This window comes from Streptomyces sp. NPDC026522, from assembly GCF_055567555.1.
In genome coordinates this window covers 96,849-120,245 of the sequence record NZ_JBVHQF010000004.1, presented here as the reverse complement: position 1 = coordinate 120,245, position 23,397 = coordinate 96,849, and the positions used below count along the sequence as shown (strand labels likewise).

Genomic DNA, 23,397 nt, shown 5'->3' with positions numbered 1-23,397 from the left:
GCTGAGGCCGCCGTACAAGAGCCGTAACCGCCAGGCGCCGGCCCGTGTAACACCGGCGGCGCACGGTGGCCGCATGAGCACCGAAGCCGCCGCCGGCCCCGTGACCGCCACGCACTGCCCCTACTGCGCCCTGCAGTGCGGCATGAACCTGCGCGCCGGGACGGACGGCGGCGTCACGGTGGAGGAACGGCCCGGCTTCCCCGTCAACCGGGGCGCCCTGTGCGGCAAGGGGCGCACCGCCCCCGCCGTGCTCTCCGCGCGGGTACGGCTGACCCGGCCGCTGGTGCGCACCGGCTCCGGACGGCTGGAGCCGGCCGACTGGGAAGAGGCCCTCGACGCCGTCGCGGCGGGCCTCGCCCGTACCGGCCGGACCCACGGGCGGGACGCCGTCGGCGTGTTCGGCGGCGGCGGGCTGACCAACGAGAAGGCGTACGCCCTCGGCAAGTTCGCCCGCGTCGCCCTGCGCACCTCCCAGATCGACTACAACGGCCGCTTCTGCATGTCCTCCGCGGCCGCCGCCCACCAGCGCGCCTTCGGCCTCGACCGCGGCCTGCCGTTCCCGCTGGAGGACGTACCGCGCACCGGCTGCGTGATCCTGGTCGGCTCCAACCTGGCCGAGACCATGCCGCCGGCCCTGCGCTTCCTGCGGGAACTCAAGGACAACGGCGGCACGTTGATCGTGGTGGACCCCCGCCGCACCCGTACCGCCGAACAGGCCGACCTGCACCTCGCCCCCCGCCCCGGGACGGACCTCGCCCTCGCCCTGGGCCTGCTGCACCTCGTCGTCGCCGAGGGGCGCACCGACGAGGCGTTCATCGCCGAGCGCACCAGCGGCTGGCCCGAGGCGCGGGCCGCGGTGATGGCCCACTGGCCGGAGCTGGTGGAGCGGATCACCGGGGTCCCCGTGCCCCGGCTGCGGGAGGCGGTACGGATGTTCTGCGCCCCGGAGTCCGCCATGGTGCTCACCGCCCGCGGCCCGGAGCAGCATTCCAAGGGCACCGACACCGTCGGCGCGTGGATCAACCTCTGCCTGGCCACGGGCCGGGCCGGCCGGCCGCTCTCCGGCTACGGCTGCCTCACCGGCCAGGGCAACGGCCAGGGCGGCCGCGAGCACGGCCAGAAGGCCGACCAGCTCCCCGGCTACCGCAAGCTGACCGACCCGGCGGCGCGGGCCCACGTCGCCGGAGTCTGGGGCGTCGACCCCGACACCCTCCCCGGCCCGGGCCGCAGCGCCTACGAACTCCTCGACGCCCTCGGCACGGACGTGCGGGCGCTGCTGCTGATGGGCTCCAACCCGGTGGTCTCCGCGCCCCGCGCCGCCCACATCGAGGGCCGGATCCGCTCCCTGGACTTCCTCGCCGTCGCCGACGTCGTCCTCTCCGAGACCGCCGAACTGGCCGACGTGGTGCTCCCCGTCACCCAGTGGGCGGAAGAGACCGGCACCACCACCAGCCTGGAAGGCCGCGTCCTGCTGCGCCGCCGGGCGCTGACCCCGCCGCCGGGCGTCCGCACCGACCTGGAGGTCCTGCACGGCCTGGCCGCCCGCCTCGGTGTCGAGCAGGGCTTCCCCACCGCCCCCGAGGAGGTCTTCGACGAACTCCGGCGCGCCTCGGCGGGCGGCCCGGCCGACTACTCGGGGATCTCCTACGCCCGCGTCGAAGCCGAACAGGGCGTCTTCTGGCCCTGCTCCGAGGGCACGCCCGGAACGCCCCGCCTCTTCCTGGACCGGTTCGCCACCGACGACGGCCGGGCCCGCTTCGTCCCCGTCGCGCACCGGGACGCGGCCGAGGTCCCCGACGCGGCGTACCCGCTGCTGCTCACCACCGGCCGGGTCGTGGCCCAGTACCAGTCCGGAGCCCAGACCCGGCGGGTCGCGGAGCTCAACGCCGCCGCCCCCGGCCCGTTCGTGGAGCTCCACCCCCGCCTCGCCGCGCGGCTGGGCGTGACCGAGGGGGACCCGCTGGCGGTGGTCTCGCGGCGCGGGCGGGCGGTGGCCCCGGCCCGCATCACCGATGCGATCCGCGCGGACACGGTGTTCATGCCGTTCCACTGGCCGGGGGAGGGGCGGGCGAACACCCTCACCAACCCGGCCCTGGACCCGATCTCGCGGATGCCGGAGTTCAAGACCTGCGCGGTGCGCGTCGAGCCGGCCTGAGCCGCGGGTCCGCTCGGACATGCGTCCGGACGGCTTCGCCCGGCCCGGCGAGGGGTAACCATCCGGTCACGCACCGGACTCAGAAAGTGCTCGCACGCCCCTCGTGGCCGCGCTGTGCCGTACCCCACACTGAAATCCGGTGCCCCCGTCCTCGGAGCCCTGGAGGTCGCCCCCGTGCAGACCCAGACCCTGACCGTGAACGTGAGTCACCCCGCCCAGGCCGACGAACCCGCCGACGCGGAGCCCGAAGCCGTGGACGCGGACCCCGCGGAACCGGAGGCGCTCGACCTGGTCGAGCAGGTGCCCGAGCAGCGCGGGCGCGGCGGCGAACGGGCGGGCGGGCCGGGCGGGACGAGCGGGGCGGGCCCCTCCGCGGACCTCTTCCGGCAGTACCTGCGCGAGATAGGCAGGATCCCGCTCCTGACCGCCGCCGAGGAGGTCGAACTCGCCCGGCGCGTCGAAGCGGGACTCTTCGCCGAGGAGAAGCTCGCCGCCGCCACCGGCCTCGACCTCCAGCTCACCCTCGACCTGGACAAGCTGGTCGTCATGGGCCGGATGGCCAAACGCCGCCTCATCGAGTCGAACCTGCGGCTCGTCGTCTCCGTCGCCAAGCGGTACGTGGGCCGCGGACTCACCATGCTCGACCTCGTCCAGGAGGGGAACCTCGGACTGATCAGGGCCGTTGAGAAGTTCGACTACGCCCGCGGCTACAAGTTCTCCACCTACGCCACCTGGTGGATCCGGCAGGCGATGTCCCGGGCCCTCGCCGACCAGGCCCGGACCATCCGCGTCCCCGTACACGTCGTGGAACTGATCAACCGCGTCGTGCGCGTACAGCGCCGCATGCTCCAGGAGCGCGGCTACGAGCCGACGGCCGAAGAGGTCGCCGCCCACCTGGAACTGACCCCCGAACGGGTGCTGGAAGTGCTCCGCCTCGCACAGGAGCCGGTCTCGCTGCACGCGCCGGTCGGCGAGGAGGACGACGTGGCGCTCGGGGACCTCATCGAGGACGGGGACGCGGCCTCACCCGTCGAGTCCGCCGCGTTCTTCCTGCTCCGCGAGCACCTCGAAGCCGTGCTGTCGACGCTCGGTGAACGCGAACGCAAGGTCGTCCAGCTCCGCTACGGCCTCGCCGACGGCCGCCCGCGCACCCTGGAGGAGATCGGCCGGATCTTCGGCGTGACGCGCGAGCGCATCCGCCAGATCGAGTCCAAGACGCTCAACAAACTGCGCGACCACGCCTTCGCCGACCAGCTGCGCGGCTACCTCGACTGAGCGGCCCGGCCGGGGACGCGAAAGGGGTGCCCCCGTACGAGGGCACCCCTGACGGCCGGTGACGAGAGCTAGTCGACCTCGGCCACCGCCTGCGCGAACTGCGCCGCGTACAGCCGGGCGTAGGCGCCGCCCGACTCCAGCAGCTCGTCGTGCGTGCCCTGTTCCACGATCGAGCCGTTCTCCATCACCAGGATCACGTCCGCGTCGCGGATGGTGGAGAGCCGGTGCGCGATCACGAAGGACGTACGGCCGTGCGCGAGGCGGGCCATCGCCTTCTGGATCAGCACCTCGGTACGGGTGTCCACCGAGCTGGTCGCCTCGTCGAGCACCAGGATCACCGGGTCCGACAGGAACGCCCGCGCGATCGTGATCAGCTGCTTCTCGCCCGCGCTGACGCCCGCGCCCTCGTCGTCCAGCACCGTGTCGTAGCCGTCCGGCAGGGTGCGGACGAAGCGGTCCGCGTGCGCCGCGCGCGCCGCCTCCTCGATCTGCTCGCGGGTGACCTCGCGCGAAGCGCCGTAGGCGATGTTCTCCGCGATGGTGCCGCCGAACAGCCAGGTGTCCTGGAGCACCATGCCGATGCCCGTGCGCAGTTCCTCGCGGGTCATCTTCGCGACGTCCACCCCGTCCAGGGCGATCCGGCCGCCCGTGACCTCGTAGAACCGCATCAGCAGGTTGACGAGCGTGGTCTTGCCCGCGCCCGTCGGACCGACGATCGCGACCGTCTGGCCCGGCTCGACGCTCAGCGACAGGTCCTCGATGAGCGGCTTGTCCGGCTCGTAGCGGAACGCCACCTTGTCGAGGGTGACCCGGCCCCGCAGCCGCTCCGGCCGCTCGGGGACCGCCACGTCCGGCTCCTGCTCCTGCGCGTCCAGCAGCTCGTACACCCGCTCCGCCGAGGCGACTCCGGACTGCACCAGGTTCGCCATCGACGCCACCTGCGTCAGCGGCATCGAGAACTGGCGCGAGTACTGGATGAAGGCCTGCACGTCACCGATCGACAGGGTGCCCGAGGCCACCCGCAGACCGCCGACCACCGCGATCAGCACGTAGTTGATGTTCGAGATGAAGAACATCACCGGCTGCATGATCCCGCTGACCAGCTGCGCCTTGAACGAGGCCCGGTACAGCGCCTCGTTCTGCTCGGCGAAGACCGCCGCCGACTCCTTCTGCCGCCCGAAGACCTTGACCAGCGCGTGCCCCGAGTACATCTCCTCGATGTGTGCGTTGAGCACGCCCGTGGTCTTCCACTGCGCCACGAACTGCGGCTGCGACTTCTTGCCGATCTTCGCCGCGACGAAGACGGACACCGGTACGGTCACCAGCGCGACCAGCGCCAGCAGCGGCGAGATCCAGAACATCATCGCCAGCACACCGACGATCGTCAGCAGCGAGTTCAGCAGCTGCCCCATCGTCTGCTGGAGCGTCTGCCCGATGTTGTCGATGTCGTTCGTCGCCCGGCTCAGCACCTCGCCGCGCTTCTGCTGGTCGAAGTACGACAGCGGCAGCCGCGACAGCTTCGCCTGGAGCTCCTCGCGCATCCGGTACACGGTGCCGTTCATGACGTGGTTCGACAGCCGCGTCGCGACCAGCATCAGCAGCCCCGCCAGCGTGAACACCAGCAGCGCCCAGAGCGCCACGACCCCGACGGCGCCGAAGTCGATGCCCTGCCCCGGCGTGAAGTCGGTGCCGGACAGCATGTCCGCCATGCCGCCCTGACCCCTGGCCCGCAGCCCGTCCAGCGCCTGCGCCTTGGTGATCCCGGCCGGCATCTGCCGCCCGACGAGACCCGCGAACACCAGGTCGGTGGCGTTGCCCAGGATCTTCGGCCCGACCACCGAGCAGGCGACGCTGCCGACGACGGCGGCGACCATGCCCCAGATCTTGACCCGGTCCTGCGCGAGCTGGCCCAGCAGCCGCTTGCCCGATCCCTTGAAGTCCATGGACCGCTGGACCGGCCCCATCATCATCCGTCCTCCGGGCCCGCTCATGCGGCCTCCGCCTCCGTCAGCTGGGAGAGCACGATCTCCCGGTAGGTCTCATTGCCGGCCATCAGCTCCTGATGGCGCCCCTCGCCCACCACCTGGCCCTCGTCCAGAACGATGATCCGGTCGGCGTCGCGGATCGTGGACACCCGCTGGGCGACGATGACGACGGTCGCCTCCTGCGTCTCGCGGGCCAGCGCGGCGCGCAGCGCCGCGTCCGTCGCGTAGTCCAGGGCCGAGAAGGAGTCGTCGAACAGGTAGATCTCCGGACGCTGCACCAGCGTGCGGGCGATCGCCAGGCGTTGGCGCTGCCCGCCGGAGACGTTCGTACCGCCCTGGGTGATCGGCGCGTCCAGACCGCCTTCGAGCTCGGAAACGAACCCGCTGGCCTGGGCCACCTCCAGGGCGTGCCACAGCTCCTCGTCCGTCGCGTCGGGGCGCCCGTAGCGCAGGTTGGAGGCGACGGTCCCGGAGAACAGGTACGGCTTCTGCGGAACCATGCCGACCGTCTTGGCCAGCAGCTCGGGGTCGAGCCGGCGCACGTCCTCCCCGTCGACGAGCACCTGGCCGCCGGTCGCGTCGAACAGCCGCGGGACCAGCCCGAGCAGCGTCGACTTGCCGCTGCCCGTGGAACCGATGACGGCGGTCGTCTCGCCCGGCCGGGCCAGCAGGTGCACTCCGCGCAGCACCGGCGCTTCGGCGCCCGGGTAGCGGAAGTCGGCGCCGCGCAGCTCCAGCTGCCCCTGCCGCAGGAGCTTGCGCACCGGGTCGGCGGGCGGGACCACGCTGGAGTCCGTGTCGAGGACCTCCTGGATGCGCTCCGCGCAGACCTCGGCGCGCGGCACCATCATGAACATGAAGGTGGCCATCATCACGGACATGACGATCTGCATCAGGTAGGCGAGGAAGGCCGTCAGCTGGCCGATCTCCATGCCGCCGCTGTCCACGCGCATCGCGCCGAACCAGATGACGGCGACGCTGGAGATGTTCACGACGACGATCACGACCGGGAACATCAGCGCGAGCAGCTTGCCGGAAGCCAGCGACACCCCGGTGAGCTCCGCGTTCGCCTCCCGGAAGCGCTCCTTCTCGTAGTCGTCGCGGACGAAGGCGCGGATCACCCGGTTGCCGGTGATCTGCTCGCGCAGCACCCGGTTGACGATGTCCAGCCGCGTCTGCATCTTCCGGAACAGCGGGCGCGTCTTGTAGACGATCGTGCCGACGGAGAGGCCGAGGACGGGGACGACGGCGAGCAGCACGCCGGACAGCTTCACGTCGAGCGACAGCGCCATGGCGATGCCGCCGATGCACATGATCGGCGCCGAGACCATCAGGGTGAAGGTCATCAGCACCAGCATCTGGACCTGCTGGACGTCGTTCGTCGTACGGGTGATCAGCGACGGGGCGCCGAACTGGCCGAGCTCCCTGGCGGAGAAGCTCTGCACCCGGTCGAAGACGGCGGCCCGGACGTCCCGCCCGACCGCGGCCGCGGTGCGGGCGCCGAAGTAGACGGCGCCGACGTTGCAGGTGAGCTGGACGAGCGAGACGCCCAGCATCAGCGCGCCGAAGCGCAGGATGTAACCCGTGTCACCGTTGACGACACCGTTGTCGATGATGTCCGCGTTGAGCGTGGGCAGGTAGAGGCTCGCACTGGTCTGCAGCAGTTGCAGCAGCACCAGGAGGGCGATGGGTTTCCGATAGGGACGCAGGTGCGTCCCCAGCAGTCGTATGAGCACGCGCAGGCTCCGGTCGGCAAGATCGAGGGGGGTTCACCCCATCTTCGGCCAACCGGCGGCCCGAACCCCAATGCTTTTCGCAAAGCCCGGTCAAAAGGAGTAGGTCTCCCGGCGGTGGTCCTACGCCGGGGCGCCCTGGAAGGCCCCCGGGTGGATCTGCTCGCGCGTCGCCACGTACTGCTGGCGCACCGCCTGCCACGCCGGGAACTCCTCGCCCGGCTCGAAGGTCTGGCCGGCCGGGGCCGGCCACACCGGCGGGGTGTGCGGTGCCAGCGTGCCCTGCGCCACACCGAGCGCCCACGCCGCCTGGCGCGCGGAGCCCAGCGCGGCGTAGTCGGCCGGGGCCGGGACGACGACCTGGGTACCGAACAACCCCGGCGCGGCGGCCTGTACGGCGGGCAGCCCGGCCGCCGCCCCCAGCAGGAACACCCGGCGGATCTCCACCCCCCGGTGCCGCAGCACGTCCAGGGCGTCGACCAGCCCGCACAGCATGCCCTCGAACGCGGCCCGCGCCAGGTGTTCGGGTTTCATCGAGTCCCGGCGCAGGCCCGCCAGGGTCCCCGCGGCGAGCGGCAGGTTGGGCGTCCGCTCCCCTTCCAGGTACGGCAGGAGTACGAGGCCGTGCGCGCCCGGCGTCGACTTGAGCGCGAGCGCGCTCAGCCCCTCCAGGTCGGTGCCCAGCAGCTCTGCGGTGCCGCGCAGGGCCCGTACGGCGTTGGAGGTGTTCACCACCGGCAGGTGCATGCCGCTGGCGTCGGCGAGCGAGGTGATCAGGCCGCCCGGATCGAAGACCGCCTGGTGGTGCACGGCCATCACCGACCCCGAGGCGCCCAGCGAGACCACCGCGTCACCCGGGACCAGGCCCAGTCCGAGCGCGGCGGCCATGGTCTCCCCGGTCCCGGCCGAGATCAGCAGCCCCTCGGGGGTGGTCCCGGCGGCGTCGGCCGGACCGAGCACCTCGGGCAGCAACGCCTGGTGCCCGAGCGCCAGCTCGACCAGGTCGGGGCGGTAGGAGCCGGCGGCCGGCGACCAGTAGCCGGTGCCGGAGGCGCCGCCCCGGTCGGTGGTGCGCCGCGCGGGCCGGCCCAGCAACTGCCAGACGAGCCAGTCGTGCGGGGACATCAGTACGGCCACCCGCCGGGCCGCCTCCGGCTCGGTCCGGGCCAGCCAGGCGAGCTTGGCCAGCGGCTGCGCCGCGTGCGGGACCGAACCGACGGCCTCCGCCCAGGCCTGCCGACCGCCGAGGGCCTCGATCAGGTCGGCCGCCGCGACCTGGCCCCGCTTGTCGTTGCCGACCAGCGCCGGACGGACCAGGCCGCCCTGCGCGTCGAGCGGGAGCAGGCCGTGCTGCTGCGCGGAGACGCCGATGGCCTGGACCCCTTCGAGGAGTCCGTTGCCGGCCGCCTCCCCGAGCGAGAGCAGCCACGCCTGCGGGTCGGTCTCGTGGGGGCTCGACCCGGCGGCTTCGCCGGTCGGCTGCGGGTGGGGCGCGTAGCCCTGGCGCAGCACGGCCCCCGTGTCGGTGTCGCAGACGACGATGCGAGTGAAGGCGGAAGAGCTGTCCAGCCCGGCGACTATCCCCATGCGGAGAATTCTGCCGCACCGCGGGCCGGTCCTGACCGCCGAGTAGGCACGCAACCGCCGCGGGCCCCGGAAAGTTCCGGGGCCCGCGGCGTCACCAACGCCGTCAGGTGTTGCTCGTACCCCACTCGTCCTCGCCGCCGGAGCCCCGGCCGCGCAGCGTCCGTACCCGGTCGGTCAGGGAGTCGGGCAGGGCGTGGCCGACCTTGTTCCCGACCACGGCGAACGCCTTGCCCGTGTAGGCGCGCCCGGCCTGCCCGGCGGTCTCGGCGGCGTTGCGCACCGCCGGGGTCTGCGCGACCTGGCGCGCTGACTTCTTCAACTGCTCGTACCGCTCGCGCCCGGCCCGGGTCCCGAGCACGTACCCGACGGCCAGTCCGATCACGAACGTGACCTTGTACCGCATGCTTGCCACCCTTCGTCGTGTGGTGCCCGGCCCACTGCCGATACCGATTGGCGGAGCACCCCCCTGCTTGCGCTAATCTATGACTCGCACCGGGCGCTCGCCCTTCGGCAAGGCCGGAGGTGGGCTGTTCGGCGCACCGCAGCAATCCCCTGTAGCTCAATTGGCAGAGCAGCCGGCTGTTAACCGGCAGGTTACTGGTTCGAGTCCAGTCGGGGGAGCGCGATCCCCTGTAGCTCAATTGGCAGAGCAGCCGGCTGTTAACCGGCAGGTTACTGGTTCGAGTCCAGTCGGGGGAGCACGGAAGACGAGGGCCCCAGGGTGGGTCCTCTTCTTTTTTGCCCCGAACCGGAACCGGGCAGCGCTCGGCACGGTCTTCCTGGGCAGGCGAAGCCGATCATGCGAGGCAGCAGATCGTATGAGCGGCTATGCTGCGGCAGACGGCGCGCACACATGTACGCGCCACGCCGTAGAGGGGCGGTAGCTCAGCCGGTTAGAGCAGCGGACTCATAATCCGTCGGCCGTGGGTTCGAGTCCCACCCGCCCCACTGCGAGCCGCAGGTGAAGAAACGATCTCACCTGCGGCTTTGGCGTTTCCGGGGTCTGTCGTGCCATCAGGCGAGCCGAGCTCAAGCCTTTGGCTGGGAATCACCTGGGAACCAGAGTCCCCCGGCTGGCCCTCATCGCGACGCCGGCGCGGCACGAGCGCCGCCGCCTTCTCGGCCGCGTCCCGCCCGACTCCACCGAGTAGGTGCGAGTACAGGTCCGTGGTGATCGTCACCGTGGAGTGCCCGAGGCGCTTCGACACGATCGCCATGTCGACCCCGGCGGCGAGCATCAGCGAAGCCTGCCCGTGCCGGAGGTCGTGCAGCCGCACCCGTCGCAGCCGTCGGCGCTCCCCGTCGGGCAGGTGCGCGTCGTCCTCGAACCTGACGGCGTCGATCAGGGCACCGAAGAGCTTGGAGACGTGATCCGGGCGCAGGGCGTCGCCGTCGTCATGGGCGAACACGAGCCCGTGGTCCCGGTACGCAGACTTCCACTTGCGGCGCTCCTCCTCCTGCCGCAGCTTGTGACTCAGGAGCGCACCGACGGTCAGCTCGTCGAGGTCGATGATCCGATCCTCGCCGCTCGTCGTCTTTGGCCGGGAGAACATCAGACCGATGTGTCCCCTTTCGCAGTACGGACACGCCACGGGCGGCATGTCCCGCTTCTTGAGCCCGGACACCTGCACGATCTGCTGCCGCACGACGATCACCCGCCGGGCGAAGTCGACGTCGTCCCATCGGAGCCCGCACGCCTCACCGCGTCGCAGGCCCGTTCCAGCGATCACCTCGAAGAGGGCGCCGAGGCGGTGCGTGCCGATGTGGTCGAGGAAGGCGCCGAGCTCGGCCGGCTCCCACGGGATGACCTTGGGGCGCTGAGAGGTCGGCAGCTCGACGTTCTTCGCCATGTTGAAGGTGATGAGCTGCTGCTTTACCGCGGTCGTCAGGGCGCTGCGCAGCGTCGCGTGAATCCGGCGAACGGTCGCTGTCTTCCGCTTCCCGTCGTTGACCTCGGCGAGCAGCTTGTCGACGTGCGAGGGCCGCAGGTCGCGCAGGCGTATGCGGCCGAGGTGCGGCACGAGGTAGTCGTCGATGTGGTGCCGGTACGAGCGGACCGTCGTCGGGCGCCGGCCCGCCCGCTCCTTGAGCTCCATCCACTTCTTGAGCCACTGCTCGACGGTCTGCCCGTCGTCGTGGGTGTAGCTGCCCTCACTGATCCGGGCGAGGACCGTGCTCAGCTCGCGCTCGGCCTCGTCGGCCGTAGCGAACCCGCCCTTCTTGAGCTGTTGCCGCTTGCCGTCCTTCTCGATCCCGGTGTCGGCGGCGTAGTACCAGGAACCGTGGGCCTTCTTGCAGTTCTTACGCCGGCCCTTGGCGTCGTACTGGGCGATGCACTGGCACCGCTTGAACACGTGGCCTTTCAATCTGCCTCCTTGGGGGGTTCTGGGTCGGTTGGACGATCGGCCATGGCGAAGAGCTCCTCGGCTGTGCGGGGTGGGTCGATCTCCTCCTGAAAGTAGGGAGCCAGGTAGTACGGGAGGGCGGGGGGCTCCATGCCCAAGGTGCGGATCTCGGTCCTGATCCCCTCCACCTCTTCCGCCGTCCGGTACGTGGTGTCCGTCATCGCGTCGGCTACTTGGAGCAGGGCGCCGCGAAGTTCGGAGTCGAAGTCGTGGTCCAGCTGGGCGGCTCGCTTGATCTTTTCGTCGGTCCGCAGTTGGTGCGATACGAGAGCACGCACCAACCGCTCGTGCTCGCGGACCAGGTCCGCACCGACGGGCGCGCTGTGGAAGAGCTCCCGCTCTTCCTCGGTTGCGCGCTCGGCCTCGGGGTGAGTGTGTTCCAGACCCTCGCCGCCGAACCACTGGGTGGCCTGAAACGTGTCGATCTTTCGGCCAGGCAGCACTTCAACCCTTGCTTGATAGCCCACAGGGAAGACGAGGGCGGCCGGTGGTACACGCAGGGCCTGCGCGATGACCAAGAGTTCGGCAACGGAGAGGGTCGGTCGCCGACCGCTCTCGAAGTTGGCCAGCACGGATCGCGCGATGGGCATGCCGAGTTCGGCGCAGCGGTCTGCGAGCTGCTGCGCGCTCATTCCGCGGACCTGGCGGAAGCGCCGGACCTCAGTCGCCATCGTGCGGGCCAGTCGAGCAGGCCATTCTTCTTGTGTCATGGAAGCACAGTATTCAAGTTGATTGACACTGTCCAGCATCGAAGTGCATTCTGTGCTCACCTGTCACCAAAACTGAAGAGGTAGTGACTCAGTGACACAGCCCAGCATGACCCGATCGGATCTCTTGGCTCTCCCGCCCGCGGTCGACCTTGTAACAGCAGGTCGCGCACTCGGTCTGGGGCGGAGCAAGGTCTACCAACTGGCCCAGCGCGGCGAGATGCCCGTACGGACGCTGCGCCTGGGCAGCGCCTACCGCGTGGTCACGGCCGAACTGCTCGAACTCCTCGGCGTTCAGCCGGATTAGACGGGCCCCGGCCGGTGCGCTAACACCGAGCCGAGGCCCCGAAGCCCCTCAGCACTGCCCAGCTCTGAACAGTCACGGCGAGCGCGAGGTCTCTCACCACCTTGCGCCGCCAGTAAGGAAGCTTCATGTCCCAGGCTACTGAGCGCGCGCGTCGCTCGTTGCCGTACCTGCCCACCGGACGCCGGTCCGGGGCCACCCGATGAACGAGACCGACACCGCACGGCGGGTCGAGCAGGTGCTCGACCTCGCCAGCCACGGCATGCACGTATTTCCCCTCCGCCCCGACGACAAGCGACCCGCCGTGAAGGAGTGGCAGCAGCGGGCCACGACCGAGAGGGACGCGATCGTACGGGCGTGGTCGCACGGGCCGTATGGCGTCGGCATCGCCTGCGGTCCCTCCGGTCTCGTCGTGGTCGACCTCGACACGGCCAAGGGCGACACCCCGCCCGACGAGTGGACCCTGCCCGGGATCACCGACGGCGCCGACGTTCTCGCCGAGCTGCATGCCCGCCACGGGGCTCGGTGGCCGTTCGGCACCACCCCGGCGGTTCGCACCGCATCGGGCGGCCAGCACCTCTACTACCGGGCGCCGGTCGACGGCGAGATCCGCAACAGCGCCGGCCGCCTCGGGTGGAAGATTGACGTACGTGCGGTCGGAGGGTACGTCGTCGCCCCGCCCTCAACCGCGAACGGCGCCCCGTACCGATGGCTGACCGGCCTCGACGCCGAGGTCCTCGCCTTGCCCGATTGGCTCGGCGAGCTCGCCGCCCCGGCGACGCCCGAGCCAGTGCACGCGGTAGTGCTGCCGCTGACCCCGCCGCGCACCACCCGCCCGGGGTACGCCGCCGCCGCACTGCGCGCCGAGGGCGACGCCGTCCGCACGGCCGCCCCCGGAACCCGGAACGACACCCTGCACCGGGCCGCGTTCAAGCTCGGCACGCTCGCCGGCCGCGGTGACCTCACCCCCGCCGAGATCGTGGACGAGCTGCTCGCCGCGGCAGCAGCCAACGGCCTCGGCCCGACGGAAACGGAGAAGACCATCACCTCGGGCCTGCGCTCGGGAATGCACCACCCGCGAGGGGCCGCCGTATGACCGCCCCGACCGCGCGTGAGCGCATTCTCGCTGCCGTCCCGGCCCAACCGAGCGAGGCCGCCATGACCGACCGCACCACATGGCAGCGCGTCGACCTCGGCCCCGTGCTTGACGGCACCCACAGCGCGCCGCAGCCGACCATCGGCCGCCGTGACGACGGCGCCGGTCTCTTCTACCCCGGTCGCCTGCACAGCATCTTCGCCGAACCCGAAGCCATGAAGACATGGCTCGCGCTCACCGTTGCGACCGCGGAACTCGCCCTCGGCAATGCTGTGATGTACCTCGACTTCGAGGACGAGGAAGGCGGCATCGTCTCGCGCCTGCTCGCCCTCGGAGCCCCGTCCGCCGCCATCGCCGAACGCTTCCACTACTTCCGCCCCGACGGGCCGCTCGGCGACGCCGGCCGCGCTGCTCTGGCCCCCTACCTCACCAGTCCGACCACCTTCGCCGTCATCGACGGCGTCACCGAAGCGATGGGCCTCTTCGGCCTCAAGCCGAAGGACGACACCGACGTCGCTGGCTTCTGGCGCATCCTGCCCCGATGGCTCGCCGAGCAAGGCCCGGCCGTGCTGCTGCTCGACCACGTCAACAAGGACCGTGAGAACCGGGGCCGCTGGGCGACCGGCTCACAGCACAAGCTCTCCGGACTCAACGGGTGCGCCTTCGTACTGGAGAACATCACACCCCTTGCCCCCGGACAGACGGGCAAATCCCGCGTACGCGTTGCCAAGGACCGTCCCGGACAGGTCCGCAAGAACGCGCTGCCAGGCAGCAACGGCGCGTTGCACTGGTTCGCCGACTTCATCGTCGAGTTCCAACTCGACGGCTCGGCGCTCGTGAGCCTGCCGGCGCCCGTGCAGCGTGATGGGCCGTTCCGGCCGACGGCGCTCATGAAGCGGGTGTCAGACGTTCTCGCTACCGCGAGGGAGCCGCTCAGCGTGCGCGGTGTCCTCGACCGTGTGTCCGGCAAGCAGGATGCCGTACGCCGGGCGCTCGCCCTGCTCGTCGACGAGGGGTACGTGAGCGTCACGCCCGGCGCCCGAAACGCGCAGCTTCACGAGTCGAAGCGCCCGTTTACCGATTCCACCGACTGACCGTACGACCGTGTCCCACCGTGGCCGACCGCTTCCCCGGCCACGGTGGCCCCGACCGTATGACCGTGTCCCAGTGTCCCTATAGGGGACACGGTCAAACGGGCCACACTCGCGGCCCGCACTCACCCTCGGGACACGCTCAGCGTCTCCCCGATCACCAGATGCCCGGATGTCGCCTCCTCCGGTCTCCCTGCCGTCGCTGGGAACGCCCACCCACGCCTCATTACGTCCTCACGCGCGCGTGAGGAGAGAAGGACCCCGAGATGACCAGTAAGAATCGCCCCGCCGCTGTGGTCGCCCTGGCCCGCGGCAACACGGCCGAGCAGGCCGCCCGCGAGGCCGGCGTCTCCGGCCGCACCATCCGCCGTTGGATGGAGGACCCCGGGTTCGGTCGACAGGTAACGGCGACTCGAACCGAGCTGCTACAGCTCGCAGTCGGGCAGCTCGCCGCCGCCTCGACCAAGGCCGTGGCCACCCTCGTCGATGCGCTCGACAACGAGAAGGGGCAGGCCCGCGTGCAGGCTGCCCGTGTGTTGCTCGACGCCGTCCTCGCCCTGCGCGAGTCCCTCGACCTCGAACAGCGCCTCGCCGCCCTCGAAGCAGCCGGGGGTGACGCGCGCTGATGGCCCGTAGGAAGAACAAGCTCGCCGACCGCCTCGCCCGCCTCGAAGACGCGTCCCGGGACAGCATGTGGCAGCTCACCCTCGAAGACGGCACCACCGCCGCTCTGCCCGTGCTCACCGTCATGGACGCGCTCGCCGAGCTGTTCGGCTTCCCCGTCGACGGGGACCAGGAAGATGACGAGCGGTCGCCGGGACCGCCCCGACTGACGTTGAAACGCGAGATACGGCTGCTCGCTCGCGTGGCAGAGGGCTCAGAGACGTCGATGCTCGGCCGTACGGTCGTAGCGCTTGCCAAGGAGGCAGTTCGGGAGATCGGCGAATGAACGCCCTCGACCGTTCCCAGCGCGTTCCCAACCCCCTCGCGACCTGCGCTGATGATGCCGGTAGCGGATACCAAATCCGTCGGCGACGGGCGGCACCAGGTGCTCGCTCGAAGTGCTGAGCGCAACCCCCTATCAGTGGGCGATTGTGAGAACGGCCTCCAACACGCCCGCCTCACATCCATACTTACGACCAATAATGTGTAGCTCGTGCTACATGCTGACCGTTCGTGTGGGGGCGCGCGTTGGGTGGAGAGCGTAAGAAGACGGTTGCGTTCTATGAGATCGTGCGCGCGAAGGAGGCAGGGCAGCTTCGGTTTGATCGACTTGACTGGCCGCTGGTCTTGAAGAACCTCAGTGATCGCCCTGTGCAGGGTCGCCAGATGGCCCACGGCGATGACATCTACGTTGGAGAGCCCATCGAGTTGTCCGGCACCAGGCATCTCGTCTTAGCGCGACTCCGGGATGGCGACCTTCAGCAAATCGACTGGGATCGCCAGCGGATCGATTCCCTGCGGCTCGACGGAAACCGGAGTGTCGTTGATACGACGATCATCTGTTTCTTGCCCTATGGCAACGTGATCGGAGTGCTCCAGGGGAGTGCGTCAGCTCCCCGCCCGACTGCTCTCCAACGGTGGCTGAATTCGGTAAACTCCGGGATTGGCGAAGATCTTGCGATCGTCCCATTGGTCGGTCAGAATGCCTGGGAGAAATTGAAGAGGGCTGAGGCGATCAACTTTTTCGAAATGCGCCTGCGCCCTAGTCGCGATATGTTCCCCGGTGCCGTCGAAGGGCTGGGGAGTTTCGCCAGGCATGCGCACAAGCAGAATCCAGATGCGCTGATTACTCTCACGATCAAGATCCCCAAGGGTCGGGGGCTCTCTCGGTCTTCGGCGAGGGCGCGAGGGGAGCGACGTTTGCACGCAAGCGTTCGGGAATTCCTTTCTGATTTCGGGAGCCTTGTGGGGCCGCACGGTGCTATTGACCGAGCGGTGGCAGACGTAATGCTGTCGGCCGCGGATGGAAGTGTAGAAGAAGATAAGATCAATTTCGTGAGTGACCACATCACTGCACAGAAAGTCGTGAGTGTTCCCCGCGGCTCTGCGGCCGCTCCATGGTATGAGGCGGCCGTGCAGGCAGTGCTCCAGGTTGCTACCGAGCACGATGGCGAGCTCAGGTCGGCTGTCAGTGCCATGCACTAGTGTCATGCGCGGCTGAAGGGGGTTCGCCATGGGTGCCGTGCGGGCGTTGTGGGATCGTCTTTATAATCTGTGGAGCCATCATCCATCGTTGGATTGGCTCCTGGCGACCCTGTCAACGTCTGCGTTGGGCGTATGGGCGGGTCGGCACATTCTCGCCCAACACTCGTCAGACCACCGCATGGATATTTATGCCACGGTCTCATCGGTGGCGGCAATTGTGGGCGGATTTGGTACCGCTGCAATCAGTCAATATGCCACGAGCTCGGGAAGTCGCATGGCCTTCCTGCGGCAAACATACGGTGCGCACCTTCGAAGAAACTGGGTTGGTCTCCTCACCTCAATGCTATCGGTGGCAGGCGGCTGCCTTGGTGTCATGTTTAGTGACACCGGGGACAATATTGGCTGGCCCGGGTGGTTGGTGGAAGGGCTGATTTTTCTAGGGGTTTATAGATCCCTCCGCCTCGTGTGGCTATTCAGATTACTGATCGACGTGTCTGACTATGACGCAGAAAATCGGACCCGGGATCTAGGGTCGAAGTCGTGGAAATTCCACCAGAGCGGCAACCCTGAGCCAGGGGTGGGGTGTCGACGGAGCCGTTCTATGTAGTGGCGAGCGCCCGTTGCATGCACCAAGTGCGAGCGGCGGAAATCAGCGGTGCGCGGTGCGGCGCAGGGTCCGACTTCGCGCGCCCTTCCCATACTGCGCACATAGTGTGCGCGAACGTGCTCACAGCTGAGGGGCTGGCGGTTCGGTAGGCGGGCACCGATCGGGCGAGGACTTCCGCTTGTTCAGCGGTGTGGCCAGCATGGACCAACCTGGGGATGGCGAACGCGGTGTCGGCCCACGCCGGCCCCGGACACGCAAGAGCCCAGTCCAGTACGCGGATTCCGTCCCCAGTGGCGAGCATGTTCAGCGGCGACACGTCGGAGTGAACGAGGGTTTGGCCTTCGAGGTCGAGGGAGCGGTTCGACGGGAAGAAGCCCGCCCAGCGGGCATGTAGCGGCTTCTTGCGTACCTGCTCGGGCCACGGTGTCTCGGACATGACGGCGAGCGCGTCGAGGAAGGGTTCGAGGTCGGGTGAGCCGGGGCTGAGGTCCGGGTGCGGGCCGACGAGGTACTCGTACCCGGTGAGCAGCCACCCGCCGGCGTCCACCTGCCAGAGCACGCGGGGGGCGAGTGGTGCGACTTGGGTCACGCACGCTTCGTAGTCGTACATCCACGCTGTGGGCTCATCGCTGCGGGTGCCCTTGACGAAAACGGGCCCGGCGGCGGTGTGCAGGGTGCAGGCGAGGCGGGCCATGACGCCGGTCTCTGCGGTCTCGGCGTGCTCGACGGGGCCGGTGTAGGCCTCGACGGCGCTACGGGCCTCGGGTGGGAGTTCAAGCCATGCGGTGCGGTCCACCCGCTTACTCCTCGTGCAGAACGGAAGCCGGTCCCCGGCTCGGCCACAGAGTGGCACAAGCCGAGGACCGGCCGCAGGCGGTACGTCAGGCGTACTTGGGGCTGTTGTGGCAGTTGGCGTGGCACTGCGAGCAGTCGGCGAGGTCCAGCTCGGGCCAGAACTCCATGTCGATCACGAAGCCGGACGCGACGATCGCGTCGACCGTCCGGGCGCGCAGGGCCTTGCCGCCGCCGTGTTCCTCCTTGTCGAGGAACCCGGGCTGGTGGTGGACGAACTTGCCGATCGTCCCCGAGCAGAAGTCCTGGTACGCCTGCGTGTGCAGCAGGAAGGCGTGCCAGAAGTCATCGACGAGCGGCGACGGGCTGAGCGGGGTGTCGCTGTACGCGCCCGCCGCGAGGAAGGCGATCATCTGCCCGACGCCGCGGTCGGCCTTGTCATCGGTCAGCTCGGGGAACTTGGCCTGCATGTTGGACACGAGCGTCGCGCGCAGCTTGGCGCCGATCAGATTCCGCGCGTCGGTCGCGGGACGCTCCTGGATTACGGTCACGGTCCTTGCCTCCTTGGTCAGTGGTGCATGGGACGTGCTGTGAAGCGCCTCGGCCGGCGCGACTGGGGACGGTGCCTACCGAGGCGTGCCCCGCCCGCCCGGGTCTTGTCGGGTCATCCGAGCGGGCGGGGAGATCAGAGCGCCGGGAATCCGGCGTCGGGGATGGCCATGGCCGACAGTGCGTCGCGGTGCCCGAGCTCAGCGGTGGTCACGGTGGCGAGCGCAGCGAATCCTGCGGCGGTGCCCAGCACCCATATCCAGCTCAGGAAGCGGCCCACCGGATCGCCGGATGCGGTCCCGCGCTGCGCAGCATGGCGCGCGGTCATGCTGCGTTCTCTTGTGCCTGCTCGCGCTGGGAGATGAGTCGCTCGAACTGGATCGCGTACAACTCGACCTGGTCCGGGGTGAGGACGAGCAGGGACTCGGCCGTACCGCCGTCGTCGTAGTGGACCAGGACCGGCAGCGCGCTCTGCTGGGCCCGGTGGTCGTACACGGCGTCGCGCCGCATCGGGGTCACGTACGTGGCCTGCGCCGGGACGGGGCGCAGGGTAGTTCCGTCTGCCGGCGCCGACCACTCGTCGCCACCGCCCGGCGGACGCAGGTGGTAGGTACTGGCGCCCACTCTGGGCAGCGTCACGATGACGCCGATTCGCCCTTCCTTGGCGGTGTCGCGGGCGAGGTCGCCGAGTCGTGGGTAGAACGGTCCGGCCGTCCCTAACGCGATACCCTGTGAAGGGATATGGGGTGTTGGTCGTCCTGTCATGACTCAGAAGTTAGGGGCGCGTCAGGGGCCCAATATGAATCGGAGGAATACCGCCCTCATCCGTCCAGGTGGAAGCGGTCCGACATGCGGCGCAGCTTCTCGCGGGTGGCGATCCGCTCGGCGTAGACGATGCCGCGGAGGGTCGACCGGGCGATCGGATGGTTCCGGACGAGCTGGGGGGCGATCCGCTCCGCGGTCTCCAGCTCGGCGAGCGCGCGGTCGCGGTTGCCGTCCCACAGCCACGCGCGGGCGAGGTCCATGTGGTGGTGGCCCTGGCGGGAGTTGGGAAGGGCCGCGACGAGCTCGGGGGCGGTGCGACGGTTTATGGCGAGCGCCTTGGTCTGCTCGCCGGTCTCCAGGGCGACGCTGATGGCGTGGATCTGCACGTTGCCGGGGGAGAAGGTGACCGAATGCCGGTCGTAGATCGGTGGGTTGTGGTGGCCTGCCATCCGGCGGGCGGCGTCGCGGGCGTGGTTGATCCGCTCGTCGGCCTCAGCCGGTCGGCCGGCGCGGGCCGCGGCGACGGCGGCGCGCAGGTGGAGCGTGCCCCACATTCGCAGGGCCAGCGGCTCGCCGAGCTCGTACTCGCGCTGCACGCTGGCGATGGCCTTGTCGGACAAGGTGAGCGAGTCGTCCCAATCGGCTGTGGCCCACATGTCCCAGACGCGCATCCAGTCGGCGAGGGCGGGCATGACGGGGTCGGCCGAGAGGCGGGCCGCCCATGCGGCGCGCTCGGCCGCCATGGCGACGAGTTCGGGGTGCCCGAGGGCGTGCGCGGCGGTGTGGGCGAACTTGCACGCCACGGCGTAGATCGCGAACGCTTCCTCGCGCTCGTGGCCGTTCGCGGCCTCGGCCAGGGCGCGGGCCTCGCGGAGGAGGTCGGGGAGGGTGGCGAGGATCGCCGTGTTGGCCGCCGCATCTCGCAGGCGGTGCAGGCGGGTCATGTCCCGCCACAGCTCACCGGACGCGCGCGGGGCGCCGTCGAAGACCGGCGCGAGGTCGTAGCGGCGCAGCTCGCGCAGGATGGATGCGGCTGAGACCTGCCACTGATTCTCGGCGGGGCTGCTCGCGTACGGCCGGCCGATCAGGTCATTGGGATGCACGTGCAGCTCGGCGGCGACGAGGTTGAGCAGCCCGACCCGGTCCAGCTCGATCAGGCCGCGTTCCATCTTCGACACCCAACCCTGGGTCTTGCCCAGTGAGGCGGCGAGGTCTGCCTGCGGCATCCCAAGCCGCAGCCGTGCCCGCCGGACACGACGACCGATCTCCTCGGCCTCCTCCAACATTGGATTAGTCCCCCTGTACGAGTGAGCCGATGCGCGGGTCGGTTCTGGAACGCTTACGTAGCACGGTACCGAGGTTGGGCAACAGAAGGGCGGTCAGTGGCCTCACTCACCTACTGTCCCGAGACACCAGTCACAGAGCAGCAGATCCTCTCTTCTTCAGGCCCAAGACGTACTGTTGAAGGGTCCAAAGCTCAGTCTGGACGGCCTCCGTCTCAGTTGTATAAGGCTCATTTGAAACTTCTGCTAGTTTTCCGTAGAGAGATTCCATACGGCGAGAAGCTGAACGGATTCTGAGGGCGACTAGCTGTGACCCTGCATATTCGGAATTCACGACTCTCGCGTGTATTTCCTCCTCGATCAGTTCATTGATCAAGGCGCGAACCGTGTCGTTCGCTGCGGCCGCGAGTATCGACGACTTGTACCCTGGCCCCTCCTGTTCGGTCCCACCGGCGCGCTGAATACATGAATGAATTATCGAGTACGGTAGAGCCGTGAACTCGGAAGGCTCGAACGAGCTGAATGTCGGTGTGACGAGGGCTGGAAATTGAAGAGCAATCTTTAGGACCTCGCGCTCGGTTCGATGGGCAGGGCTCTTGAGGTTGAGTGACGCGATGTGATTCTCAGTGGCTTGACGCCTGCTCAGGCTGACCGGAGGGCGAGGTCCGCTACCTGACTTTCGCGCAAGGCGCACCCTGGTTAGCACATCAGAATGCGGGAGTTTGAGACTATCCGCCAAGCTGATTCCAGCTTCGTGCATCAGGGACAAGAGAGGGATTTTGGCAACGAGTTCGATCGCCTCTTGTAGCGCCCTTTCCTTTTCCTTCTCACTTCCCCCTTGGCTGCGCTCGTCGAGAATGCCGCGAAGTAGCACGGTGATTAAATCGGTCCCGGAGCTGAAAAGTTCCTCTATCGCCTGTTGGCCTTGGGCGGCGACGATCCCCCAGAGCTCTCCCTGAGAAGAATGCTCGTAACCAATTACGCACCGAATGGCGAACTCTGGATCGAGGTTAAATATTCGCCTTACTTCCGCATCCCCGCCGTCGATTGAATCGCGGTCGAGAAGTATTCTTACTGTGGAATTATGCGTCAGTATGGACTTCAGGAGTTTGATGTGATCTGAACCCAAGGCAGTCGTCCCGCAGGTAGAAACGGCGTCTGTAATCCCGGCCAGATGGCAAGCCAGCACGCTCTCGCATCCAGGCACGATTGTCACGCGATCAGCCCGCGCGATCTCATACTTGGCGACCTCAATTCCGTATAGAGCCTCCTTCCTCTTGTAGACTGAGGTGTCAGGTCCCGTGATGATTGCTGGGCCATCGTGGTCGCTATTTAGACTCCTGGCTGAGAAGCCAATCACCTCACCGCCGTAGTTTCTAATAGGCCACATCAACCGACCGCGGAATCGGTCGTATAGACCGTTCTTCCCTGCGATGGCCAGACCGGAAGCGAGTATCTCCTCCGTTGTGTACCCTCGCGACGCGAGTCCCTTAACTAGATGGTTCCAGCGTGGAAAGCTAAAACCGATCCCCCTTATAGAGGTGATCGATTTGTTGTCGAAGCCGCACCCTTTTAGGTAATCAACCGCCGACTCTGCCTCTGGCGTACCGAGTTGGGCGGCGTACATGTTTGCCGCATACTTAAGAATGTCAGTGATGCGGCCCCTGTTTTCCTTCCCGGATCCTCCCGTGAGGCCCATGGTTTGCGAGATCGATTGGTGAGGGCCCGTGGACTCGATAACTATGCGTGTCGAGTCCGCCTGCCCTGGGGGCAAAGGTAGAACAATGAAGTTGTGCTTATCTACGTCCGATACTACGTGGATTCTCTGAGGCGTCTGCGGCTTCCGATGGTCTCTGTGGAGCTCGCTGACCCTATCCTGAATTTTCCTCTCAAAGTCATTCAAATTGATGACACTGTCATCAATCACTGCATCGCGAACTGCGCGCGAGAAAAGACTGAACGAGCTCCATTCCGTGCTTGCGTCGTGTGCGTCGGAGAGGTCATTATCCGCGTTGCGTACAAAGAGGGAGTATTGGCCTCGCGAGCACCCGTAGATATAGGCAACCTTGCGGCGTAGTGATGCCTGAACCTTTCGGTGGCTCCACTGCCTAATCCGCGACGCCGGTGTCATGGAGTCGCTCTCCACGCCCTCTCGGCAAGCATCTATCAGAAATGCAACTTGACTGGCGGGTGAATTCTCGAGCTGGCTCGACCAGTCAATTTTGATGCAGCTCTTGTCGATGGAGCTCGCGTTTAGATGTGCATCCTCGGGTACCAGGTAATCTGCTCCGGCGTAATGCAGTCCATGTCCGCTCAGCATGATTAGCAAGGAATCGCCAGGCTGGGCGCTCCAGAGAAAATCGCTGACCTGTCTGTCCACGAAATTTGGAGTGATCCCTCGACGTGACTTTGCCACTGTCACCAGATGGAAGCCTCTATCTTTGAGGGACTTCTCAAGTTGGTGCAGATCTGCTGGGATGAAGGGCAATGACTGGATTGCGGGGTCGTCGTACTCGCTGGCGCCGATCAGTAGGGCCTTGTGTCGTGCCATCGACGCTATGGGCGCTTGAAAGTCAGAGTGAGGCCGCGACCACTTTGAACCTGACCAGTTCCGATCAGTTGAACGCCGCCAGATGCGGTAACTTGGAACGTTAGCTGGGCTTCGGCCAGCTGAAGGGTTCCGGTTTGGGCCGCGACGTCAGCGAACACCTGCTGAAGTGCCTCGACGGTTGCGACCAAGTTGGAGCGCAGCGGCCCAAGCGGTACAGAACGGAGAACGGCGTCTCCGTCACGGCTGAACAGTCCCATGGTGTCGTTGTCTTGGAGTGCCTCGCCTTCGTCAGTGGCAACCCAGATAGGCAGCGCCGGCTCTCCGGTCGGTTCGACAACCCCGTTCATGCGGACCCCCAAGTGTG

At 68.0% G+C, this 23,397-nt stretch carries 20 protein-coding genes, 3 tRNA genes and 1 pseudogene; 11 read left to right on the top strand and 13 right to left on the bottom strand.

Annotated features, from left to right (window positions below; all coding sequences use genetic code 11):
- Positions 1 to 73 precede the first annotated feature (73 nt).
- Complete coding sequence (locus ACZ4M3_RS11985; protein ID WP_467731544.1) at positions 74 to 2,155, top strand: molybdopterin oxidoreductase family protein; 2,082 nt, start codon at positions 74 to 76, stop codon at positions 2,153 to 2,155.
- Between the two features lie 114 nt (positions 2,156 to 2,269).
- Positions 2,270 to 3,430 carry an RNA polymerase sigma factor gene (locus tag ACZ4M3_RS11980; RefSeq protein WP_467731542.1) on the top strand — a complete coding sequence of 387 codons (1,161 nt, stop codon included), beginning with the start codon at positions 2,270 to 2,272 and terminating at the stop codon, positions 3,428 to 3,430.
- Positions 3,431 to 3,498: 68 nt separating this feature from the next.
- Here ACZ4M3_RS11980 and ACZ4M3_RS11975 read toward each other — a convergent pair whose 3' ends face one another.
- From ACZ4M3_RS11975 to ACZ4M3_RS11960, 4 genes are all read right to left on the bottom strand, one after another.
- Positions 3,499 to 5,421, bottom strand: a complete 1,923-nt coding sequence (locus ACZ4M3_RS11975) for an ABC transporter ATP-binding protein (RefSeq protein WP_467731540.1) — start codon at positions 5,419 to 5,421, stop codon at positions 3,499 to 3,501.
- Positions 5,418 to 7,151 (bottom strand): ABC transporter ATP-binding protein, encoded by a 1,734-nt coding sequence (locus ACZ4M3_RS11970; RefSeq protein WP_467731538.1) that lies wholly within the window; start codon positions 7,149 to 7,151, stop codon positions 5,418 to 5,420. The genes ACZ4M3_RS11975 and ACZ4M3_RS11970 overlap by 4 nt, the downstream gene beginning before the upstream one ends.
- Before the next feature lie 120 nt (positions 7,152 to 7,271).
- Entirely contained in the window at positions 7,272 to 8,735 is a 1,464-nt protein-coding gene (locus ACZ4M3_RS11965; protein WP_467731536.1) for an FGGY family carbohydrate kinase, read from the bottom strand.
- A 103-nt stretch (positions 8,736 to 8,838) separates the two neighbouring features.
- Positions 8,839 to 9,138 (bottom strand): YtxH domain-containing protein, encoded by a 300-nt coding sequence (locus ACZ4M3_RS11960; RefSeq protein ID WP_467731534.1) that lies wholly within the window; start codon positions 9,136 to 9,138, stop codon positions 8,839 to 8,841.
- 145 nt (positions 9,139 to 9,283) lie between these two features.
- Here ACZ4M3_RS11960 and ACZ4M3_RS11955 point away from each other — a divergent pair.
- The 3 genes from ACZ4M3_RS11955 to ACZ4M3_RS11945 all read left to right on the top strand — a co-directional run bounded on the left by ACZ4M3_RS11955 (position 9,284) and on the right by ACZ4M3_RS11945 (position 9,683).
- A tRNA-Asn gene (locus ACZ4M3_RS11955) sits at positions 9,284 to 9,356 on the top strand.
- Positions 9,357 to 9,361: 5 nt separating this feature from the next.
- Positions 9,362 to 9,434: transfer RNA gene (locus ACZ4M3_RS11950), tRNA-Asn, on the top strand.
- Positions 9,435 to 9,609: 175 nt separating this feature from the next.
- Positions 9,610 to 9,683: transfer RNA gene (locus tag ACZ4M3_RS11945), tRNA-Ile, on the top strand.
- A 260-nt stretch (positions 9,684 to 9,943) separates the two neighbouring features.
- On the opposite strand, the pseudogene ACZ4M3_RS11940 reads toward ACZ4M3_RS11945, so the two are convergent.
- Positions 9,944 to 11,089 (bottom strand): annotated as a pseudogene (locus tag ACZ4M3_RS11940) (site-specific integrase); the annotation flags it as partial.
- Between the two features lie 8 nt (positions 11,090 to 11,097).
- Entirely contained in the window at positions 11,098 to 11,850 is a 753-nt protein-coding gene (locus tag ACZ4M3_RS11935) for a helix-turn-helix domain-containing protein (RefSeq protein WP_467731532.1), read from the bottom strand.
- A 106-nt stretch (positions 11,851 to 11,956) separates the two neighbouring features.
- Here ACZ4M3_RS11935 and ACZ4M3_RS11930 point away from each other — a divergent pair, with 106 nt between their 5' ends.
- The 6 genes from ACZ4M3_RS11930 (at position 11,957) to ACZ4M3_RS11905 (ending at position 16,486) form a co-directional block, all read left to right on the top strand.
- On the top strand, positions 11,957 to 12,154 hold the full coding sequence (locus tag ACZ4M3_RS11930) for a hypothetical protein (protein ID WP_467731530.1): 198 nt from the start codon (positions 11,957 to 11,959) through the stop codon (positions 12,152 to 12,154).
- A 199-nt stretch (positions 12,155 to 12,353) separates the two neighbouring features.
- Positions 12,354 to 13,247: a bifunctional DNA primase/polymerase gene (locus ACZ4M3_RS11925; protein ID WP_467731528.1), complete on the top strand. Its 894-nt coding sequence runs from the start codon at positions 12,354 to 12,356 to the stop codon at positions 13,245 to 13,247.
- Positions 13,244 to 14,341 carry an AAA family ATPase gene (locus tag ACZ4M3_RS11920; RefSeq protein ID WP_467731526.1) on the top strand — a complete coding sequence of 366 codons (1,098 nt, stop codon included), beginning with the start codon at positions 13,244 to 13,246 and terminating at the stop codon, positions 14,339 to 14,341. Before ACZ4M3_RS11925 ends, ACZ4M3_RS11920 begins: the two co-directional genes overlap by 4 nt.
- A gap of 263 nt (positions 14,342 to 14,604) precedes the next feature.
- Positions 14,605 to 14,964 carry a hypothetical protein gene (locus tag ACZ4M3_RS11915; RefSeq protein WP_162688419.1) on the top strand — a complete coding sequence of 120 codons (360 nt, stop codon included), beginning with the start codon at positions 14,605 to 14,607 and terminating at the stop codon, positions 14,962 to 14,964.
- Positions 14,964 to 15,287, top strand: coding sequence for a hypothetical protein (locus tag ACZ4M3_RS11910; protein WP_467731523.1), 324 nt, complete (start codon positions 14,964 to 14,966; stop codon positions 15,285 to 15,287). The genes ACZ4M3_RS11915 and ACZ4M3_RS11910 overlap by 1 nt, the downstream gene beginning before the upstream one ends.
- A gap of 284 nt (positions 15,288 to 15,571) precedes the next feature.
- The gene (locus ACZ4M3_RS11905; RefSeq protein ID WP_467731521.1) at positions 15,572 to 16,486 is read left to right on the top strand and encodes a hypothetical protein; all 915 of its coding nucleotides are present in this window, start codon (positions 15,572 to 15,574) and stop codon (positions 16,484 to 16,486) included.
- A gap of 599 nt (positions 16,487 to 17,085) precedes the next feature.
- Here ACZ4M3_RS11905 and ACZ4M3_RS11900 read toward each other — a convergent pair.
- From ACZ4M3_RS11900 to ACZ4M3_RS11870, 7 genes are all read right to left on the bottom strand, one after another.
- Complete coding sequence (locus ACZ4M3_RS11900; protein WP_467731519.1) at positions 17,086 to 17,889, bottom strand: phosphotransferase; 804 nt, start codon at positions 17,887 to 17,889, stop codon at positions 17,086 to 17,088.
- An 85-nt stretch (positions 17,890 to 17,974) separates the two neighbouring features.
- The gene (locus tag ACZ4M3_RS11895) at positions 17,975 to 18,436 is read right to left on the bottom strand and encodes a glycine-rich domain-containing protein (protein WP_112446312.1); all 462 of its coding nucleotides are present in this window, start codon (positions 18,434 to 18,436) and stop codon (positions 17,975 to 17,977) included.
- Positions 18,437 to 18,570: 134 nt separating this feature from the next.
- Complete coding sequence (locus ACZ4M3_RS11890; protein ID WP_467731517.1) at positions 18,571 to 18,762, bottom strand: hypothetical protein; 192 nt, start codon at positions 18,760 to 18,762, stop codon at positions 18,571 to 18,573.
- Complete coding sequence (locus ACZ4M3_RS11885) at positions 18,759 to 19,058, bottom strand: hypothetical protein (RefSeq protein WP_239515950.1); 300 nt, start codon at positions 19,056 to 19,058, stop codon at positions 18,759 to 18,761. Before ACZ4M3_RS11885 ends, ACZ4M3_RS11890 begins: the two co-directional genes overlap by 4 nt.
- Positions 19,059 to 19,255: 197 nt before the next feature.
- Entirely contained in the window at positions 19,256 to 20,485 is a 1,230-nt protein-coding gene (locus ACZ4M3_RS11880; protein WP_467731515.1) for a helix-turn-helix domain-containing protein, read from the bottom strand.
- A gap of 130 nt (positions 20,486 to 20,615) precedes the next feature.
- Positions 20,616 to 23,033, bottom strand: a complete 2,418-nt coding sequence (locus tag ACZ4M3_RS11875; protein WP_467731513.1) for a caspase family protein — start codon at positions 23,031 to 23,033, stop codon at positions 20,616 to 20,618.
- Positions 23,034 to 23,038: 5 nt separating this feature from the next.
- On the bottom strand, positions 23,039 to 23,380 hold the full coding sequence (locus ACZ4M3_RS11870) for a Pepco domain-containing protein (protein ID WP_467731511.1): 342 nt from the start codon (positions 23,378 to 23,380) through the stop codon (positions 23,039 to 23,041).
- Between the last annotated feature and the right edge of the window lie 17 nt (positions 23,381 to 23,397).